The sequence below is a fragment of the Ammoniphilus oxalaticus genome (assembly GCF_003609605.1).
Lineage (GTDB): Bacteria > Bacillota > Bacilli > Aneurinibacillales > RAOX-1 > Ammoniphilus > Ammoniphilus oxalaticus.
Map to the genome: position 1 here is coordinate 178,397 of NZ_MCHY01000009.1, position 20,843 is coordinate 199,239.

The 20,843-nt window shown below is 44.1% G+C and carries 16 protein-coding genes and 1 other annotated feature; of the genes, 2 read left to right on the forward strand and 14 right to left on the reverse strand.

The features are described 5' to 3' along the window. Positions 1–105 precede the first annotated feature (105 nt). Complete coding sequence (gene selA / locus BEP19_RS12310; RefSeq protein ID WP_245983541.1) at positions 106–1,494, reverse strand: L-seryl-tRNA(Sec) selenium transferase; 1,389 nt, start codon at positions 1,492–1,494, stop codon at positions 106–108. Between the two features lie 35 nt (positions 1,495–1,529). Here selA and BEP19_RS12315 point away from each other — a divergent pair, with 35 nt between their 5' ends. Further along, positions 1,530–2,522, forward strand: coding sequence for a glycosyltransferase (locus tag BEP19_RS12315; protein WP_120190215.1), 993 nt, complete (start codon positions 1,530–1,532; stop codon positions 2,520–2,522). A 28-nt stretch (positions 2,523–2,550) separates the two neighbouring features. Here BEP19_RS12315 and selD read toward each other — a convergent pair whose 3' ends face one another. After that, positions 2,551–3,606, reverse strand: a complete 1,056-nt coding sequence (selD, locus tag BEP19_RS12320; RefSeq protein ID WP_120190216.1) for a selenide, water dikinase SelD — start codon at positions 3,604–3,606, stop codon at positions 2,551–2,553. A 95-nt stretch (positions 3,607–3,701) separates the two neighbouring features. Here selD and mnmH point away from each other — a divergent pair, with 95 nt between their 5' ends. Continuing rightward, complete coding sequence (mnmH, locus tag BEP19_RS12325; RefSeq protein WP_120190217.1) at positions 3,702–4,757, forward strand: tRNA 2-selenouridine(34) synthase MnmH; 1,056 nt, start codon at positions 3,702–3,704, stop codon at positions 4,755–4,757. A 59-nt stretch (positions 4,758–4,816) separates the two neighbouring features. Here the strand turns inward: mnmH and BEP19_RS12330 are convergent, their stop codons facing one another. From BEP19_RS12330 to rplA, 12 genes are all read right to left on the reverse strand, one after another. After that, positions 4,817–5,047, reverse strand: a complete 231-nt coding sequence (locus BEP19_RS12330) for a YiaA/YiaB family inner membrane protein (RefSeq protein WP_120190218.1) — start codon at positions 5,045–5,047, stop codon at positions 4,817–4,819. 357 nt (positions 5,048–5,404) lie between these two features. After that, positions 5,405–6,592, reverse strand: coding sequence for an elongation factor Tu (gene tuf, locus BEP19_RS12335; protein WP_120190219.1), 1,188 nt, complete (start codon positions 6,590–6,592; stop codon positions 5,405–5,407). A gap of 159 nt (positions 6,593–6,751) precedes the next feature. Beyond that, positions 6,752–8,830, reverse strand: a complete 2,079-nt coding sequence (fusA, locus tag BEP19_RS12340; protein ID WP_120190220.1) for an elongation factor G — start codon at positions 8,828–8,830, stop codon at positions 6,752–6,754. Between the two features lie 124 nt (positions 8,831–8,954). Further along, positions 8,955–9,425 (reverse strand): 30S ribosomal protein S7, encoded by a 471-nt coding sequence (gene rpsG / locus BEP19_RS12345; protein WP_120190221.1) that lies wholly within the window; start codon positions 9,423–9,425, stop codon positions 8,955–8,957. A 64-nt stretch (positions 9,426–9,489) separates the two neighbouring features. After that, the gene (gene rpsL / locus BEP19_RS12350) at positions 9,490–9,912 is read right to left on the reverse strand and encodes a 30S ribosomal protein S12 (protein WP_120190222.1); all 423 of its coding nucleotides are present in this window, start codon (positions 9,910–9,912) and stop codon (positions 9,490–9,492) included. Positions 9,913–10,036: 124 nt separating this feature from the next. Next, positions 10,037–10,294 carry a 50S ribosomal protein L7ae-like protein gene (locus BEP19_RS12355; protein WP_120190223.1) on the reverse strand — a complete coding sequence of 86 codons (258 nt, stop codon included), beginning with the start codon at positions 10,292–10,294 and terminating at the stop codon, positions 10,037–10,039. 161 nt (positions 10,295–10,455) lie between these two features. After that, positions 10,456–14,091, reverse strand: a complete 3,636-nt coding sequence (rpoC, locus tag BEP19_RS12360) for a DNA-directed RNA polymerase subunit beta' (protein ID WP_120190224.1) — start codon at positions 14,089–14,091, stop codon at positions 10,456–10,458. Between the two features lie 85 nt (positions 14,092–14,176). Further along, on the reverse strand, positions 14,177–17,806 hold the full coding sequence (gene rpoB / locus BEP19_RS12365; RefSeq protein ID WP_120190225.1) for a DNA-directed RNA polymerase subunit beta: 3,630 nt from the start codon (positions 17,804–17,806) through the stop codon (positions 14,177–14,179). A 355-nt stretch (positions 17,807–18,161) separates the two neighbouring features. Beyond that, positions 18,162–18,773, reverse strand: a complete 612-nt coding sequence (locus BEP19_RS12370; protein ID WP_120190226.1) for a class I SAM-dependent methyltransferase — start codon at positions 18,771–18,773, stop codon at positions 18,162–18,164. 148 nt (positions 18,774–18,921) lie between these two features. Then, positions 18,922–19,284 carry a 50S ribosomal protein L7/L12 gene (rplL, locus tag BEP19_RS12375; protein WP_120190227.1) on the reverse strand — a complete coding sequence of 121 codons (363 nt, stop codon included), beginning with the start codon at positions 19,282–19,284 and terminating at the stop codon, positions 18,922–18,924. Positions 19,285–19,346: 62 nt separating this feature from the next. Next, the gene (rplJ, locus tag BEP19_RS12380; RefSeq protein ID WP_425452765.1) at positions 19,347–19,847 is read right to left on the reverse strand and encodes a 50S ribosomal protein L10; all 501 of its coding nucleotides are present in this window, start codon (positions 19,845–19,847) and stop codon (positions 19,347–19,349) included. Positions 19,848–19,865: 18 nt separating this feature from the next. Further along, positions 19,866–19,995, reverse strand: a sequence feature (ribosomal protein L10 leader region). Between the two features lie 60 nt (positions 19,996–20,055). After that, on the reverse strand, positions 20,056–20,757 hold the full coding sequence (gene rplA / locus BEP19_RS12385) for a 50S ribosomal protein L1 (protein ID WP_120190229.1): 702 nt from the start codon (positions 20,755–20,757) through the stop codon (positions 20,056–20,058). Between the last annotated feature and the right edge of the window lie 86 nt (positions 20,758–20,843).

Genomic DNA, 20,843 nt, shown 5'->3' on the forward strand with positions numbered 1-20,843 from the left:
ATCTTTGTATCGGCATGGTTCAAGCGAGCCATTTAAAAACCTATTATACCGTTTGTCCCCGCCAGTGAAAAGGGAAACCGAGTAACATTTCAAAATAGGACAATTTTAGCGAAGATTTTCATTGAGCGCCTGAACAAGTAACGGGATCTCTTCATCCTGAATCGTTCTCACATCCAGTAGACAAACATCCCTCGTAATCCGCCCAATTACCGCCGGATTTCCCATCCTCAATTTTCGTTCAACTACGTGAGCCGGATCCCGCTCATGATGGATTTCAAGGGCGATCGAGGGCAACATAATATCCGGCATACTTCCTCCGCCGACTTCGTTTTCTGTTTCACAGATGTGAATGTCAAAATGACTCAGTTGCTGTTTAATTTTTTCCGCTCTTTTTCTTAACTCCTCGGTAGAGATCAACATATCGCGCAAAGCAGGTATTTTTTGAGCCGCTTGCTCAGGATCGAGATACAGGCGCAGTGTCGCTTCTAAGGCGGCCAATGTGACCTTGTCAACTCTTAATACCCTTGCTAGCTGATTAGCCTTTAAACGGTCAATCCAAGCCTTCTGGCCCGCAATAACACCTACCTGCGGCCCCCCTAACAGCTTATCACCGCTAAAACTAACAATATCAGCGCCCCGATGCAAGCTATCATGGATGACTGGCTCCTCGCCGATCCCATGCTTTTTCAAGTCATAAATCACTCCGCTGCCTAAATCTTCATAAACTGGAATGCCGTGTTTTGCGCCCAAACTAGCTAATTCATCGACCTCAACCGTTTGCGTAAAACCTCTAATTGTAAAATTACTGGTATGCACTTTCAACAAGAGGGCTGTCTCCTCGTGAATCGCCTGTTCATAATCCCTAAGATGTGTTTTATTTGTTGTCCCTACTTCACGCAGAATCGCTCCACTTTCATACATAATTTCTGAGACTCGAAAAGAGCCGCCGATTTCAACCAATTGACCGCGTGAGACGATCACTTCACGTCCCTTCGCTATCTCCCGCAAAATTAAATACACAGCAGCCGCGTTATTGTTAACGACCATTGCCGCTTCAGCCCCAGTTAAGCGACAGATTAGATCCTCGACATGGTCATGCCTCGAACCCCTTGCGCCCTGATCGATTTGATATTCTAGATTGCTATATCCTTTTGCCACATCGATCATTTGGTCGATTGCTTCTTGAGCCAGAACCGCCCGTCCTAAATTTGTATGTAAGATTATGCCTGTCCCATTAATAAGAGATTTTAAATTAGCTTGTTGCGACTTTAAAAGTTTTAACTTGATTTGATCTAGGATTATATTGTAACTTATAGTATCAAGCTGTTGGTTCAAAAGTTGTCGGCGGATCGAGTCAACCGTCTCTTTTACGACATCGGTCAATATCCGTTCCGAAATTTGGTGTTCATGAATCCAAGCCAATAGCTGCTCATCGTGTATGAACTGGTGAACAGCGGGAATCTCTCTTAATTGTCGTTTTATATTTGATTCCACTTCAGATCAACCTCCTGAATTGAAAGGTGAAAGCAATGCGCATTTTATATTTTACACCCTATTTTAACCAACCAAGGGGAAACTCAACGACCTCGAAGCGGATCGTTCATTTCTTACAGAACTATGGCATACATACTTCTGTTTTTCCCTATTTAGAAAAAGAACCTTGGTTTCTCCCTTCGACTGAAACGATTGATGTCATTCATATTCTTCATGCAACCCGCTTTCTGAGCTGGGCCCAGGAAAACCATTTTTCCTTAGAACGACCGTACATCGTGACAATGGGAGGAACTGATATTAACGTAGATCTGCAAGCGCCGCTTGCGAATGACGTTTCAGAACTACTCCAGCAGGCAGCCAAGATAACAGTCTTTACACCTGACGCTAAGCAAAAAGTCATTCGTTTAAATAGTGACTGGGCAAATAAAATCCACGTGATCCCACAGAGCGCTTGGTTGCCCTGGAACATCGGAGAACCAGAACAATTTGAGCAACCGAACATTCTTCTGCCAGCGGGACTCAGACCTATTAAAGATGTGCTTCATACGCTGCCGGCTCTTGATGATTTATACGAGAGTTATCCAAACCTTCAATTTAAGATTGTAGGCGCCAACCTTCACGCGGACGTTTATGATGAAGTGAACAAAGCAAGTCACACGCGCCCCTGGTTCACTTATGCTGGGGTTGTCCCCTTTGAAGTGATGACGCATTGGTATCAAGAAGCCAATATCGTTGTTAACTCATCCGTTTCTGAAGGGCAGTCGTTAGCTGTCATGGAAGCCCTCGCGATTGGTAGGCCGGTGATCGCCCGCAAAAATGCGGCAAACGAGGAATTAATTCAGCATAATGAAACGGGATGGCTTTATCGCTCGATGGAACAATTTAAAGAAGCTGTATTTTCCATTATGAATGATTCCTTTCACAGGGGTCAAGTCATTCAAGCAGGCAAACAGTGGGTCGGAGCGCATGCTTCCCCACACAATGAAGCAAGACAATATATTGAACTATACAAAAGAGCAGGCAATTGATCGCCTGCTCTTTTTGTTTGTGTCTATATTATGCCTCGATAACAATACAGCCCGGAGGCTCTTCGATCACTTCGCCAATGACGCTAGCGTACTCAATCCCACGTTGCTTTAGATCCGCTATACATGCTTCCGCCTCTTCGGCAGGGATGCTGACCAACAACCCGCCAGATGTAATCGCATCGCAAAGCAACCATTGTTCGTGTTCTGGAATTGTGCCGTAACGAACAGACTCCGCTAACCATCTATGGTTCGCCTTTGATCCACCAGGGACAATCCCTTGTTCAGCCAATTCATACGCTCCCGGTAAAACAGGTACCTTGTCCTTATGGATTCGGATTCCGACATTGCTGCCGCTTGCCATTTCTTCGGCATGTCCAAGCAGGCCAAACCCTGTTATATCTGTGCATGCATGGATAGAATAGTTCATAAGTGTTTCTGCCGCAGTTTTGTTTAACTCCGCCATTAACCTTGTAACAAGATCAATTCTTTCTTGGTCAAGCATATCTCGTTTAATCGCTGTGGTTAGGATACCAACGCCAATCGGTTTTGTTAAAATAAGAACGTCGCCCGGCCGCGCGCCATGGTTCGTCCACACCTTTTCCGGATGAACCGTCCCCGTCACTGCTAGCCCAAACTTTGGTTCCTGATCATCGATTGAGTGTCCGCCAACGATCAAAGCGCCCGCTTCTTGAACCTTATCTCCAGCGCCCTTAAGAATGTTAGCCAAAATCGATGGGTCTAATTTTTGAATGGGAAACCCAACGATATTGAGCACTGTTAATGGCTTTCCGCCCATCGCGTATACGTCACTTAGGGCATTTGCCGCTGCGATTTGACCAAACATATAAGGATCATCAACAATTGGTGTAAAATAATCGACCGTTTGCACGAGCGCAATATCGTCCGTTAATTTATAAACACCCGCATCGTCGGGCGAGTCCAAACCGACTAATAAATTAGGATCCGCTTTCTCTGGTTTTGGTAAATGACGCAATACTTGCGCCAGGTCCTCTGGACCGATTTTGCAACCTCAGCCTGCCTTACTTGATAAGGATGTTAATTTAACTTCTGCTTGATCTGACAATCAGGACCCCTCCTCAATTAACAATGTATAAAGAAATCTATTTATTTATCTTACATGAAATCAAGTCTGAAACCAAATAGGAGTTGTGTTATGTAATGAAAGAAATACATATCGAGGAAGCATTGACCTTAAATAATCCTAGATTTATCGATGTCCGCTCCCCCATTGAATTCATGGAATCCCATCTTCCGCAAGCGACAAACATCCCTCTGTTTACGGATGAAGAGCGAGTGAAACTGGGAACCGTGTATAAACAACAAGGACAAGCTACTGCCAAACGATTAGGGATCGAGCTACTCTCACCGAAAATTCCCGCTTTTATTGATTCTATCCAGAAAGAGGCGGACAAAGGGAATGAACTTGTTTTGTATTGCTGGCGTGGAGGAATGCGCAGTAAAACAGCAACTACTCTAGCTGAATTAGCTGGACTTGACGTATATCGATTAGTAGGGGGGATCAAAACGTATCGACAATGGACGCGCGAACAATTAAATGGAATGATACACCCTAGAAGATTTGTTGTTCTACATGGGCTAACTGGGGTTGGTAAGACCAGTATTTTAGAGAGGCTAGCTGCGCAAGGGTTTCCTACTTTACATCTGGAAGCCTGCGCCGGGCATCGCGGCTCTGTTTTTGGCGATATCGGCAAGCCAGCATATGGTCAGAAGACGTTTGAATCACGCTTAGTCCATCAGTTACAAAAAATTCATGACCTCCCCTACGCATTCGTGGAGGCGGAAAGCAAACGAATTGGTAAAGTGGTTCAACCCGATTTCTTACTCGAAATGAAAAGAAAAGGGATCCATATTGTTTTAGAAGCCACTTTGCCGCATCGGGTAGAAAGAATATACGGAGAGTATGTGAATTCATTTCTTGATGACCCAATGTTTAAGACAAAAATTCATGAGGCCGTCTCGCGCATTGCCAAACGATGTCAACCCGAGCTTCAAGCAAAAATAAATAATGACATTGGAAATAATAATTACAAGGCATTAATTGTGACCCTTTTAAAAGAGTATTACGATCCACGATATCAACATAAATTGGAAGAATACGATGGACCCTTTCATTATGTTGACGCCAATCATTTAGATAAAGCTACCGCAAGGATCATTGCGATCGCTGAAGAAGCAGTAAAGCCACTTCAATAAGTAACGCGCCCCAAAGTTTCATCATAAACTTTGGGGCGCAGACTCGAGAGTAGCTTCTTTTAGTCAACCTCATCGATCCCAATCTTCGTATCTTCTTGATTGTCTCTAACGACCTTTTGAAGTGTTATCGAGCTCATCACAAGGGCAATCCCTAACGTTGCAAAAAGTCCTTTTACCGCAAGCGGCACCTCTAAATTATAAACTGAAATACCATATATCGATATAAAGGCAACAAATCCTCCCCAAGCTAATCCAGTGTAAGCGGCTGTATTTCTCTTTGTTCCCCTCATTTTGATACCCCTTTCTATAAACCGTTTTCTTAATTATTACTATATGATAGAGCGCGCGCTTATTACAGTACTCACTTTTTATAGTACCCGCCATAGGATTTCGGATTGAAGGATCAGGGGAACCTTCCAATCAACCACAACTGGATGCGCCTATTTGTAATGATTATCGGATTGTGAGTATGTTACCCTGTTTCGTGACATTGCAACCCCGGTTCGTGACCAAGCCTACCTTTTCCGTCTGAAAACAGCTACAAAGTGGGGTATCTGCGACCTTTTTACACATGAAGGCAAAAAAGGGTTGTCACAGAGAGTCAATCTTTCGAATGACTTTCTGGACAACCCTTTATCTATAAATAATTAGCCATTAATCTTAGCTACAACACCAGCGCCTACAGTACGTCCACCTTCACGGATTGCAAAGCGAGTACCTTCCTCCATTGCGATCGTGCTGATTAGTTCTACTTCAAAGGAAATATTATCTCCAGGCATAACCATCTCAACACCTTCTGGAAGTTGGATGATTCCTGTTACGTCAGTTGTACGGAAGTAGAATTGCGGACGATAGTTCGCAAAAAACGGTGTATGACGACCGCCCTCTTCTTTCGACAATACGTATACTTCCGCAGTAAATTTGCTGTAAGGCTTAACGGAACCTGGCTTAGCTAAAACTTGTCCACGCTCGATATCTTCACGTTGAACACCGCGAAGTAGCGCTCCAATGTTATCGCCAGCTTCAGCTTGATCAAGAAGCTTACGGAACATCTCTACTCCTGTTACAGTTGTGTTTGTTGGCTCTTCAGTAAGACCAACGATTTCAACAACGTCCCCAACCTTAACGATTCCACGTTCAACACGTCCTGTAGCAACTGTTCCACGTCCAGTAATCGAGAATACATCCTCAACTGGCATTAGGAAAGGCTTGTCTACATCGCGCTCTGGAGTTGGAATGTAGCTATCAACAGCTTCCATTAACTCAAAAATTTTAGCTTCCCACTCTTCTTCTCCTTCAAGAGCTTTAAGAGCAGAACCTTTAACGATAGGAATATCATCGCCTGGGAACTCATATTCTGATAGAAGATCGCGAATTTCCATTTCAACTAGTTCAAGTAGCTCTTCATCGTCAACCATGTCGCACTTGTTCATGAAGACAACAATGTAAGGAACCCCAACTTGACGGGAAAGTAGGATGTGCTCACGCGTTTGCGGCATTGGACCGTCAGCAGCGGATACAACCAAGATTCCTCCGTCCATTTGAGCAGCCCCTGTGATCATGTTTTTAACATAGTCAGCGTGACCAGGGCAGTCAACGTGCGCATAGTGACGGTTTTCAGTCTCATACTCAACGTGTGAAGTAGAAATTGTAATACCACGCTCTTTTTCTTCTGGAGCAGCGTCAATTTGGCTATAATCTTGCGCTGTAGCTCCGCCTGCTTTTGCTAATACAGTTGTAATAGCCGCAGTTAGTGTAGTTTTACCATGGTCAACGTGACCGATTGTTCCAACGTTCACGTGCGGCTTGGTGCGTTCAAATTTTTCCTTTGCCATGAAAGAAACCTCCTTAAAATCAAACGCTTTTCTCAAACGTTTATTGTTATATTTTAGTTTTTTAAAAGAAGAAAGGTATAGACATCTTTTCTAACCAAAGACCATTTTATACCTTTCCAGTGAAGCTTGCAAATACCTTTTTGAAGCTTTTAAAAGAAATTATACGCCTTTTGCTTTTTCAACAATTTCATCGGCGATATTTCTTGGAACCTCTTCATAGTGGTCAAATGTCATTGTATATTGACCGCGACCTTGTGTTGCGGAACGTAGATTTGTTGCGTATCCGAACATTTCAGACAATGGCACAAACCCTCGAATGACTTGGGCGCCTGCGCGGGCTTCCATACCTTCGATCCGACCGCGACGGGAACTGATATCTCCCATGACATCTCCCATGTATTCCTCAGGAACAACCACTTCAACTCTCATCATTGGCTCAAGTAAAACGGCTCCGCACTTTTTACCAGCCTCTCTTAGCGCTAGTGAACCCGCAATCTTAAACGCCATTTCAGAAGAGTCAACGTCATGGTAACTTCCGTCATACAATGTTGCCCGAACGTCTAACAACTCGTATCCAGCAAGCACACCATTTTGCATCGATTCCTCAATACCCGCTTGAACAGCAGGGATATATTCGCGTGGAACAACCCCACCGACAATTTTGTTGACGAATTCGAAACCGGAACCAGCCTCAAGCGGTTCGAACTCAATCCAAACGTGACCGAATTGTCCACGTCCACCGGATTGACGCACGAACTTACCTTCAACCTTAGCAGGATTACGGAACGTTTCTTTGTAAGCAACTTGCGGAGCGCCTACGTTACCTTCCACTTTAAATTCCCGCTTCAAACGGTCAACGATAATGTCAAGGTGAAGTTCACCCATCCCAGAGATAATGGTTTGGCCTGTTTCTTCATCTGTATATGTTTTAAAGGTTGGATCTTCTTCCGCAAGCTTCGATAGAGCAATCCCCATCTTGTCTTGGTCAGCCTTTGTTTTAGGTTCGATCGCAACCGAGATAACAGGTTCAGGGAAGATCATTGACTCCAGGATAACGGGATCCTTTTCATCGCAAAGCGTATCTCCTGTTCCAGTATCACGCAAGCCAACAGCCGCAGCAATATCCCCGGAATAAACCGTTGTGATCTCTTCGCGTGAGTTCGCGTGCATTTGTAGAATCCGTCCCACACGTTCGCGTTTACCTTTCGTCGAGTTCAATACATAAGAACCCGAATTCAGCACCCCAGAATACACGCGGAAGAATGTTAACTTTCCAACGTAAGGGTCTGTCATGATCTTAAACGCTAATGCAGAGAATGGACCTTCATCACTTGACTCACGCACAACTTCGTCTTCCGTATTCGGTAATGTACCTTTAATAGCAGGCACATCCGTTGGAGCAGGCATAAAATCAATGACAGCGTCAAGGATCGGTTGAACCCCTCTGTTTTTGTAGGAAGAACCACAAAGAACAGGGATAATTTCAACATTACAAGTTGCCTTGCGGAGCACTGCCTTAATCTCTTCTTCAGAAGGTTCGATCCCTTCCATATACTTTTCCAAGAGATCTTCGTCCAATTCGGAAACAGCCTCGATCAAGTTATTGCGCCATGTTTGGGCAAGCTCTTTCATATCTTCGGGAATTGCATCTGTTTCTGAAGTTGTACCTAAATCATCTGTGTAAATGATCGCTTCCATTTTAATTAGATCGATCATTCCTTTAAATGTATCCTCAGCGCCAATTGGCAACTGAACAGGTACTGCGTTCGCGCCTAAACGCTCGCGCATTTGTTCAACTACAGATAGAAAATCCGCGCCGACAATGTCCATCTTGTTAACATAGCCAAGACGAGGAACATGATACTTATCTGCTTGACGCCATACCGTTTCGGATTGAGGCTCAACCCCACCCTTTGCGCAGAAAACTCCAACAGCCCCATCAAGCACACGCAGCGAACGTTCCACTTCAACAGTGAAATCCACGTGTCCAGGTGTGTCGATGATATTTACGCGGTAGTCTTTCCATTGAGCTGTTGTCGCAGCAGAGGTAATCGTGATTCCACGCTCCTGCTCCTGCTCCATCCAGTCCATTGTCGCAGACCCCTCATGGGTTTCACCGATCTTGTGAACGCGTCCAGTATAGAACAAGATACGTTCTGTTGTAGTTGTTTTTCCCGCATCGATATGCGCCATGATTCCAATGTTCCGAGTCTTTACCAAGGGGAATTGACGTCCCATGTATGTGACTCCTTTCATTATTAAAGAGTAGGTATAGATAAACTCACCGGGTCGATTCGTTACAAGTGTATATCTTAAGCAAGAAGGAATGCTCTAGCCTAAAGAAATACAAACTTGATTGATTCTACCAACGATAGTGAGCGAATGCTTTATTCGCTTCAGCCATTTTATGAATATCTTCGCGTCTCTTAACAGAAGCTCCTGTGTTGTTAGCTGCATCTAAAATTTCAGCCGCTAAACGCTCTTGCATCGTCTTTTCACCGCGATTGCGTGAGTACTGAACTAACCAACGAAGTCCTAACGCTGTGCGTCGCTCAGGTCGTACTTCAATCGGAACTTGATAGTTTGCTCCACCTACACGTCGAGCTCGAACTTCAAGCACAGGCATGATGTTCTTTAAAGCTTCTTCAAATACTTCTAATGGCTCGCGACCTGTGCGTTCACGAATTACATCAAAAGATTGATATAGAATACCTTGCGCTACCCCTTTTTTCCCGTCAACCATCAAGCGATTGATCAGTCGGGTAACAAGCTTGCTGTTATAAATTGGATCTGGCAATACGTCTCTGCGAGGAACTGGTCCTTTACGTGGCATATACTGTCCCCTCCTTTATTAAACATTTTTAAAAATCATTTCGCGCAAATAATTAATTTAGAAATTACTGTTTTGCTGCTTTTGGTCGTTTCGCGCCATAGCGTGAGCGAGACTGTTGACGATTCGCTACACCAGCTGTATCCAAAGCGCCACGAACGATCTTATAACGAACCCCTGGTAAATCCTTCACACGTCCGCCCCGAACTAATACAACACTGTGTTCTTGCAGGTTATGTCCGATTCCAGGAATATACGCTGTAACTTCAATACCGTTCGTCAAACGCACACGAGCATATTTACGAAGCGCGGAGTTCGGCTTCTTTGGCGTCATCGTGCCTACGCGCGTGCATACACCGCGTTTTTGTGGAGAAGCAACATCTGTGTGCTCCTTCTTCATACTGTTATACCCTTTTAGAAGAGCTGGAGATTTCGATTTAGCCTCTTTCATTTTGCGACCTTTACGAACTAACTGATTAATTGTTGGCATTTGCCGCACCTCCTTCCGAGATTAAGATCCGTTGCTAACTTAAGCCCACAGATCCAGGTGAGTCATAGATGAGCAAAGGAAAAGTTTTTGAACGCATGTGACTCTTGACGGTTCAAAAACCAGGTTACTGCTCATTTATCATAATCGCTGCCGTTGCAGCCCCCACTTCAATTCCACAAGCTTTCCCAAGCTGCTTCATCGAATCTACATATTCTACCGAGACTTCCTTTTCGGAACAAACTCCGATAATTTTCTCGATTATGCGAGGATCTGCATCTTTCGCGACGAAGACTTCCTTCACCATTCCTTGTTCAACGGCTTTCAAAGTTTGTTTCATGCCAATGATGACTTTCGAAGCCTGTTTTACTTTATCATAAGACATTTTATCCTCCAAAGCACAGGTGTTCTTGGCACACTTCGTCATATTATCACTTCCAAATAGGGAAGTCAACTTTTTTAAATAAATATTTTTTACGGCAAAAATTCCATCTTAGGCTGTCTTCATTCCATCCGAACGACAGCCTAAGATGACTGATCAATTTCTTATTCTACTGACACTGTTTCTTTAGCTTCAATGCTCGTTTCTTCCAGTCCTTCAGTTTCCTGATCAACAAGTAAGCGAGTGTTACGATACTTTGGCATTCCGGTTCCAGCTGGAATCAGCTTTCCGATAATGACATTTTCCTTCAGACCCAACAGTCGGTCTACCTTTCCTTTGATCGCTGCGTCTGTTAACACACGCGTTGTCTCTTGGAAAGAAGCGGCTGATAGGAACGATTCCGTCTCCAACGACGCCTTTGTAATTCCTAGCAAAACTGGTCTTGAGACGGCTGGTTCTTTTCCTTCGCGGAATACCTTTCGGTTCGCCTCTTCGTATTCATGAATTTCAACATACGAACCTGGCAGTAAATCAGTGTCTCCGCTATCAATGATTCTGACTTTACGCAACATTTGGCGAATCATCACTTCAACGTGCTTGTCGTTAATTTCTACCCCTTGCATACGATATACTTTTTGAACCTCTTGCAAGATGTAGTATTGAACGCCGCGTAGTCCTTTGATCCGCAACATTTCTTTTGGATCGATTGAACCTTCTGTCAACTCATCGCCCGCTTTCAATGCGCTGCCAACCGCGACTTTCAGACGAGAACCAAATGGAATTTGATATACTTTCGTTTCCGCATCGCCTTTCACTTCAATTTCACGGCGATCCTTCGTATCGCGTATGTCGACGACTTCCCCTTCAAACTCTGTAATCGTCGCTTGACCCTTCGGATTACGAGCTTCAAACAGCTCCTGAATACGAGGTAAACCTTGCGTAATATCGTCTCCAGCAACACCGCCCGTGTGGAATGTCCGCATCGTTAACTGGGTACCTGGTTCACCAATCGACTGAGCGGCTATAATCCCAACCGCTTCACCGATTTCAACATCTTGCCCAGTCGCTAAGTTCCGACCGTAGCAAAGCTTACATACCCCGTGCTTCGTGCGACACGTTAACACCGTTCGGATGTGAACAGCTTCCATATCAAGCTCGTTTACAAGAATATCAGCAATATCCTCTGTAATCAGTTGGTTTTTCTTAACAAGAATCTCTTCAGTCTGCGGATGACGAACTGTCGCAAATGAAGTTCTCCCCGCAATGCGATCGTAGAGATCTTCAATTTTGTTCTTGCCGTCAACAATCGGACTAACCATAAGTCCTTTGTCCGTTCCGCAATCCACCTCTCGCACAATAACGTCTTGAGCAACGTCTACCAAACGACGCGTTAAATAACCCGAGTCCGCTGTGCGAAGCGCCGTATCCGCCAATCCTTTACGAGCTCCGTGGGTAGAAATAAAGTACTCAAGAACCGTCAATCCTTCACGGAAATTGGATTTGATCGGTAATTCAATGATCCGACCGGACGGATTCGCCATCAGTCCACGCATTCCCGCTAGCTGTGTAATCTGGGAAACGTTACCCCGAGCCCCTGAATTCGCCATCATGTAGATGGAATTAAACTTATCAAGCGAGTCCATCAACACGTCTGTAACTTCGTCCTTAGCTTTACTCCAAACAGAAATTACACGATCATAGCGCTCATTCTCCGTAATCAACCCACGTCGATATTGCTGTAAAATCATGTGAACCCGTTCTTCCGCGGCGGCAATGATGTCCTTTTTCTTCTCAGGGGTCATAATATCCGCAATCGCCACAGTTAAGCCAGCCTTTGTTGAATATTTAAAACCAAGGTCTTTTACGCTATCGAGCATGACCGTTGTTTCTGTTGTGCCAAAGCGTCTGAACACTTCACCAATAATACTGCCCAAAAAGCCTTTCTTGACCGCTTCTTGCTCTTCGCTTAATTCGGTTTCGATAAACTCTTTAACATCCCGTCCTTTATCAAACACGAAATAGCGATCAGAGATTCCATTTTGAACGTTTGATTTCTTTGGTTCATTAACAAACGGCATCTCAGCAGGTAATATTTCGTTGAAAATGATTTTGCCGGGTGTCGTAATCAGAAGAGCCTCTTCTTGTTCAGGTGTAAATGAACTTTTGCCTAGCGTTTTTGCAGGCAGCGCAATGCGGGTATGCAATGAGATCACATCGTTTTGATACGCGTGAATAACCGCATTAGGCGAGTGGAATGTCTTTCCTTCACCTTTCGCGCCTTTCCTTTCAATCGTTAGATAGTAACTTCCGAGCACCATATCTTGAGAAGGGGTTACAACAGGCTTACCGTCCTTCGGATTCAAGATATTGTGGGCCGCTAACATTAATAAGCGAGCTTCTGCTTGAGCCTCTGCCGATAATGGAACGTGAACCGCCATTTGGTCCCCGTCAAAGTCAGCGTTATAAGCCGTACAAACAAGCGGATGCAAACGAATCGCTCTTCCCTCAACAAGCACAGGTTCAAACGCCTGGATACCAAGTCTGTGCAACGTAGGCGCTCTGTTCAGCAAAACAGGGTGTTCGCGAATAACTTCCTCTAGAACGTCCCAAATCTCTGGATGCACGCGCTCTACTTTCCGTTTAGCGCTTTTGATATTATGAGCTAATCCCTTGCTGACCAGTTCTTTCATCACAAACGGTTTGAAAAGCTCCAGCGCCATTTCTTTCGGCAGACCGCATTGATACATTCTTAGATTCGGTCCAACAACAATTACGGATCGCCCAGAGTAGTCAACCCGTTTCCCAAGCAAGTTTTGTCTGAAACGTCCTTGCTTCCCTTTCAACATATGGCTCAAAGATTTCAACGGTCGGTTCCCTGGACCTGTGACCGGTCGGCCTCTTCTTCCATTGTCTATCAAAGCGTCTACCGCTTCTTGCAGCATGCGCTTCTCATTTTGGACGATAATATCGGGGGCGCCTAAGTCCAACAATCGCTTCAGACGATTGTTCCGGTTAATTACACGACGGTATAAATCGTTCAAGTCAGATGTGGCGAATCTTCCGCCATCTAGCTGAACCATTGGACGCAATTCAGGAGGGATCACCGGCAAAACATCCACGACCATCCATTCCGGCTGATTACCGGAACTTCTGAATGCTTCAAGCACTTCTAACCGTTTAATAATACGGGTACGACGCTGACCTTGAGCCGAATTTAACTCTTCCTTTAGCTGCTGCACTTCTTTATCTAAATCAATTTGTTCTAGAAGTCTTTTAATCGATTCAGCGCCCATCCCCGCGGAAAAACCATTACCGTATTTATCACGGTAATTTCGGTATTCCTTTTCAGATAGGAGCTGTTTCTTATCTAAAGGAGTATCCCCGGCGTCAATAACCACATAGGAAGCAAAATAAATAATTTCTTCAAGTGAACGAGGTGACATATCTAGCACGAGACCCATTCGACTTGGAATCCCTTTAAAGTACCAGATGTGGGAGACAGGAGCGGCTAGCTCAATATGAGCCATCCGCTCGCGACGCACCTTCGCTCGCGTGACTTCAACCCCGCATCGATCGCAAACAACGCCTTTATAGCGAACACGTTTATATTTTCCGCAATGACATTCCCAGTCCTTTGTCGGACCGAAGATTTTCTCGCAGAACAACCCTTCTTTTTCAGGCTTCAACGTACGATAATTTATAGTTTCGGGTTTTTTAACTTCCCCGAAAGACCAGGATCTGATCTTTTCGGAAGAAGCTAAACCTATCTTCATAAACTCAAAATTGTTCACATCTAACAAAGGGCATACCTCCCATGACCGTTATTTTTCGCATCACAATGAATTAGTAGGTAAGTCCCGAAAGTAGCGGTCACTCTATTTTCCCTTACTCTTCCGCAACGACTCCTTGAAGATTGAGATTCAACTTATCGCCTGAATTCTCATCATCTTCATCAATCTCGCGCATTTCTATTTCCTGCTCATCCTCTGCTAGGATTTTAACATCCATCCCGAGGGATTGTAGCTCTTTAATCAATACTTTAAACGACTCTGGCACACCTGGCTCTGGAACATTCTCGCCTTTTACAATCGATTCATACGTCTTTACCCGTCCAACTACGTCGTCAGACTTAACTGTAAGAATCTCTTGCAATGTATAGGCCGCCCCGTAAGCTTCAAGCGCCCAAACTTCCATCTCTCCAAAACGTTGTCCACCAAATTGAGCCTTACCGCCCAACGGTTGTTGTGTAACCAGCGAGTAGGGTCCTGTGGAACGAGCGTGGATCTTATCGTCAACCATATGAGCAAGCTTAATCATGTACATCACACCAACGGTCACACGATTATCAAAGGGTTCACCCGTTCTTCCGTCAAACAACACAGTCTTCCCATCTTTAGATAAACCAGCTTCCGCAAGCGTAGAGAATACATCATCTTCTCCTGCTCCATCGAAAACAGGCGTGGCAATATGAATACCAAGCGCTCTAGCAGCCATCCCCAGATGCGTCTCTAATACTTGACCGATATTCATCCGCGATGGAACCCCAAGCGGATTCAGGACGATCTCAACCGGTGTTCCATCCGGCAAGAACGGCATATCTTCTTCTGGAAGAATCCGCGCGATAACCCCTTTGTTTCCGTGACGCCCAGCCATCTTATCGCCAACAGAAATCTTACGCTTCTGCGCGATATAAACACGAACAAGCTGATTTACGCCTGGTGGTAACTCATCGCCGTTTTCGCGTGTAAATACTTTGACATCAACTACGATCCCAGAACCTCCGTGTGGAACGCGCAAGGAAGTATCACGCACTTCTCGCGCTTTCTCTCCAAAGATCGCGTGCAACAAACGCTCTTCTGCCGTCAATTCAGTTACACCCTTCGGCGTTACTTTTCCAACTAGAATATCACCGTCTGAAATTTCAGCTCCAACACGAATGATTCCACGCTCATCTAAGTCCTTTAACGCGTCTTCCCCCACGTTTGGTATATCACGTGTAATTTCTTCTGGCCCTAACTTTGTATCGCGAGCCTCAGATTCGTACTCTTCTATATGAATGGATGTGTATCCATCATCTTTTACAAGTTTTTCGCTCATCAAGATCGCATCTTCGTAGTTATAACCTTCCCACGTCATAAATGCGACAAGCGTATTTTTACCGAGCGCCAATTCCCCTTTTTCTGTGGACGGTCCATCCGCAATAATGTCACCCGCTCTGACAAACTCGCCCTTACGGATCACTGGACGCTGATTGACACATGTCCCTTGGTTCGATCGAACGAATTTATGAAGACGATACTTATCAAGATCACCCGTGACCATCTTCAGACCTTCAGGAACTTGGTTGGCTTTAATGTTCTTCAAAGTTTCTTCCGATTGGGAAATTCCCCAGTTAGCAGGCACTTCGGCGGGATTGCCGCTTTCATCGAAGAATTGCACCCTTCGAATCGAAACCTCTCGAGCTGTTACTCTTTCTACGATTCCTGGTTGAGTTGCGATAGTAGCTACACCTGAGTCTTTCGCCGCTGTGTACTCCATGCCAGTACCAATAAACGGCGCCTCTGGAACTAATAGCGGAACCGCTTGACGTTGCATGTTTGCTCCCATTAGGGCGCGGTTCGCGTCATCATTTTCTAAGAAAGGAATCATCGCAGTCGCAACAGATACTACCTGTTTCGGCGAAACATCCATGTAGTCAACCATATCCCTAGGCACAGAAATGATTTCGCCCTTACGTCGACAAATAACCGTGTCGCTTACAAAGCGACCCTCTTCATCAATCTCAGCGTTAGCCTGAGCAACATTGTAAACATCTTCCTCGTCAGCGGTCAGATAGACGATTTCCTCTGTCACCAATCCACTCTCTGGATCTACTTTTCTTCTCGGCGTTTCAATAAAGCCATACTCATTGATTCTTGCGTATGAAGAAAGGGAGTTAATCAATCCAATGTTCGGACCTTCTGGTGTTTCAATTGGACACATCCGACCATAGTGGGAATGGTGAACGTCACGCACTTCAAATCCTGCCCGCTCTCGCGTCAATCCACCTGGTCCAAGCGCGGATAAACGACGCTTATGAGTCAACTCAGCTAATGGATTCGTTTGGTCCATAAACTGAGACAACTGACTGCTGCCGAAGAACTCCTTAATTGCGGCAATTACCGGGCGAATATTGATTAAGGCTTGCGGCGTAATCGCATTCGCGTCTTGAATTGACATTCTTTCACGAACAACACGTTCCATACGGGAAAGTCCAATTCTAAATTGGTTCTGCAAAAGCTCACCAACAGAACGAAGGCGTCGATTACCTAAGTGATCAATATCGTCCGTATTTCCAATATTGTGCAACAGATTAATAAAATAATTAATTGAAGCAATAATATCAGCAGGCATAATATTTTTAACGTTCTTTTCAATCATCCCGTTAGAAATAACCTTTACGACCATTCCTTCATCAACAGGCGAGAAGATGTCGATTCCCTGCACAGCAATTTCATCTTCCACGACGCCGCCTCTTGTTTTAACATTAGCGATATTTAACCCTTTAGCTAGATATTTCTCTAGTTTTTCCATCAATCTGCGATCAACGACCTGACCAGATTGAGCTAATATCTCACCTGTTTCGCTATTAACTAGTGTTTCCGCAAGCTTCTGATTGTAAATGCGATTGCGAATATGCAACTTTTTGTTAATTTTATACCGACCAACGTTTGCTAAATCGTATCTTTTCGGATCAAAAAATCTCGACATAAGCAAACTTTTTGCATTTTCTACCGTTGGCGGTTCACCTGGACGGAGTCGTTCATATATTTCAATCAACGCTTTTTCAGTAGAATCGGTATTATCCTTTTCTAACGTATTCTTGATATATTCATCTTCCCCTAATAGATCTAATATTTCTGCGTCAGTGCCGAATCCTAGCGCACGCAAAAGAACCGTAACGGGGATCTTCCTTGTACGGTCAATACGAACATAGATCACGTCCTTAGCATCAGTTTCCAATTCCAACCACGCCCCGCGATTTGGAATCACTGTTGCCGTAAAGGCTTGCTTTCCGTTCTTATCAACTTTTGAATTATAGTAAACGCTTGGTGAGCGTACAAGCTGACTGACAATTACCCGTTCAGCTCCATTTATAATGAATGTTCCCGTATCTGTCATTAGCGGGAAATCACCCATAAACACTTCTTGTTCTTTAACCTCGCCTGTTTCTTTGTTAATCAGGCGTACTTTTACACGAAGGGGTGCAGCATAGGTTACATCACGTTCCTTCGTCTCATCAACAGAGTACTTCGGCTCTCCTAGGCTATAATCTATAAACTCTAACACTAGATTGCCTGTAAAGTCTTGAATTGGAGAAATATCTTGGAACATTTCCCGTAATCCTTCGTCTAAAAACCATTGATAGGATTTCTGCTGAATCTCAATTAAATTCGGTAATTCCATTACTTCTTCAATCCTGGCATAACTCCTACGTTGACGATGGCGTCCACATTGAATCAAATGACCTGCCAAATCATTCACCCCTCAAAGCAGAGTAATAAGCATCCTTTTATTAAGGATTCCCTCAAAAATTATAAGAATGGCGCTAAAAAACTTAGGCCACTAAAAAAGCTTCACAATTGAAGCCGAGGGTATGTTTCTCAAAAACTTAGTATATTATAGAAAAAAACATTAAACAAACTACTAATCCCGAATCGGATACCGTAAAATACAAATGGACAGTTCTATTATGTCAGTATTACCATAAAAATAACTATCCATTCACAGTATAATAATAAATTCAACCCTTGACATATGCAAATACGCTATTCTCGCTAGCATTTTATAACAATATCACAGTTGGCGATTAATGTCAAGGAAACCAATTTTAATCTCCCATTGCTTTCTGAGCCTTTATAATCCAATAGCCCTTCTTTTGCGTAATCTTTGTAACTTGTTCATACGTTTCTTCGAGTTTCCTAAAAGCGGATGGAGCGCCTTGTTTCTTTTGAATAACAATCCATAAATGTCCGCCAGGCTTTAAATAATGATAGGAGCGCTCAAAAATATGGTGTACCGTTACTTTTCCTGCCCGAATCGGCGGATTTGTCAAAATGACATTAAACTTTTGTTGTTGATCAACTTTTTCAAACAAGTCACTTTCAATTGCTCTCGCATTGTCAATCCCGTTGTTCTTAGCGTTCCAATTTGCTAATGAAACAGCTCGTTCATTAATATCGACCATCAACACGTCACCTTTGGACGCTAGGTAAGCAGCCGTCAAACCGATCGGACCGTAACCACAGCCAACATCCAACACGCGATCCTCGTTTTCGATCTCCATATTTTCGATTAAAAGTAGACTTCCGAAATCAATCCGTTCTTTTGAGAACACGCCCGCGTCACTTTTAAATGTAAATTCCCGACCACGCAACTGGAAATCAAATCGCTTCTCATCATGAGTTACGCTTGGACTATTCGTATAATAGTGTTCTGTCACTATCTCAACCCCGCTTTCCTTTCCGTTCCTAAGTCTTGTTTTGACTTATCGCCCGCAAAATATACTATCGGACGAATGCAAAATAGGGATCGGGATGAAAAAAGACCCACTGCATAATGACAATGAGTCTTTGTTTTATACGATCTGACTACTTAAGCTCGACAGTGGCTCCAGCTTCTTCAAGCTTGCCTTTAATTTCTTCAGCTTCTTCTTTTGAAACCCCTTCTTTAACTACCCCAGGGGCTCCGTCAACTAAAGCTTTCGCATCTTTCAATCCTAAGCCAGTGATTTCGCGAACCGCTTTGATCACGTTGATTTTACCACCGCCAGCAGCTTCAAGGTGTACAGTAAACTCTGTTTGCTCAGCAGCAGCGTCAGCAGCTCCACCAGCAGCTACAGCTACAGGAGCAGCAGCAGTTACTCCAAACTCCTCTTCGATTGCTTTCACTAGATCATTCAACTCAAGAACAGACATACCTTTAATTGATTCTATGATTTGTTCCTTAGACATTATGCCTTCCTCCTAAAATTTAATTTTTATAATATGTTCGAGTTTACACGCTAAAGAGAGATTTAAGCTTCTTCTTCCTGCTTATCGGAAACAGCTTTAACCGCAAGAGCAAAGTTTCGCACAGGCGCTTGTAAGACACTAAGCAACATTGAAACCAAACCTTCGCGCGGCGGTAGAGAGGCTAACTCCTTAAGTTCTGCTTCTCCCATCACTTTTCCGTCAACGATTCCGCCTTTAAGCTCAAGCTTGTCGTTGGATTTAGAAAAGTCATTTAAAATTTTCGCGGCTGTAACTTCGTCTTCAGCAAATGCGATCGCAGTTGGTCCGACTAAGTATTCATCCAATTCCGTAACGCCAACTTCCGCAGTCGCGCGCTGGGCAAGTTTATTCTTGTAAACTTTAAACTCTACACCCGCATCGCGGCAAAGCTTACGAAGTTCTGTCACTTGAGCAACAGTTAGACCACGATAGTCTGTTAACACTGTACTTTTTGCTTCACGAATTTTGGACGCAATTTCTTGCACAGTTTGAACTTTCTGTTCACGTACTGCCACGGTACCCACCTCCTATAGTTGTTAATGGCGCGCACTAAAAATGCCCTTCGTAAACACGAAGGGCATAGGTATCCTAATTGAATATCTATCATGCACACCTCGGAAGGAAATTAAGCCAAACGGCGCCTTCTGTCTACGGTTTATCATTCAAATTTATATTCTGCGACGAACGCAGATTCCATTTTTAAACTATATCATTTGATGCGTTACAAGTCAACTACTTTATAGCAGCAACTGAACTTACATCAACTTTTACCCCAGGGCCCATTGTAGAACTCACAGCTACATTTCTCATATAAGTCCCTCTTGAAGCCGCAGGTTTAGCCTTTTGCAAAGTGTCGAGCACCATCTCTAAATTTTCGTAGAGTTTATCGACATCAAATGATGCCTTGCCAATCGGAGCATGAATGTTACCCGCTTTATCCGTGCGGAATTCAATTTTCCCGGCTTTGATTTCTTCTACCGCTTTTTCAACTTCAAACGTAACAGTTCCTGTTTTAGGGTTAGGCATTAATCCTTTAGGACCTAGCACACGACCTAAACGTCCAACTTGTCCCATCATATCAGGCGTAGCTACAACAACATCAAAATCGAGCCACCCTTGTGAGATTTTATTAATCATATCTTCATCGCCAACAAAATCCGCGCCAGCGTTCTCAGCTTCTTTCGCTTTTTCACCTTTGGCAAAAACAAGCACGCGTTGCGTATTTCCTGTTCCGTGCGGCAATACAACCGCGCCGCGCAACTGTTGATCAGCCTTTTTTACGTCGATCCCAAGTCTAACAGCGACTTCAACCGTCTCATCAAACTTAGCTGTAGCAGAACCCTTAACCAGCTCAAGAGCTTCTTTCGCGTCATACGTTTGCTCGCGATCAATCGTCTTTATTGCTTCTTGGTACTTCTTTCCTCTTTTAGCCAACTTAAACTCCTCCTATTTATGTGGTAATAGCGGTTTCGATTTTACCTCCCACATGACCGTCTATTGCGACAGCCATATCTAATCGG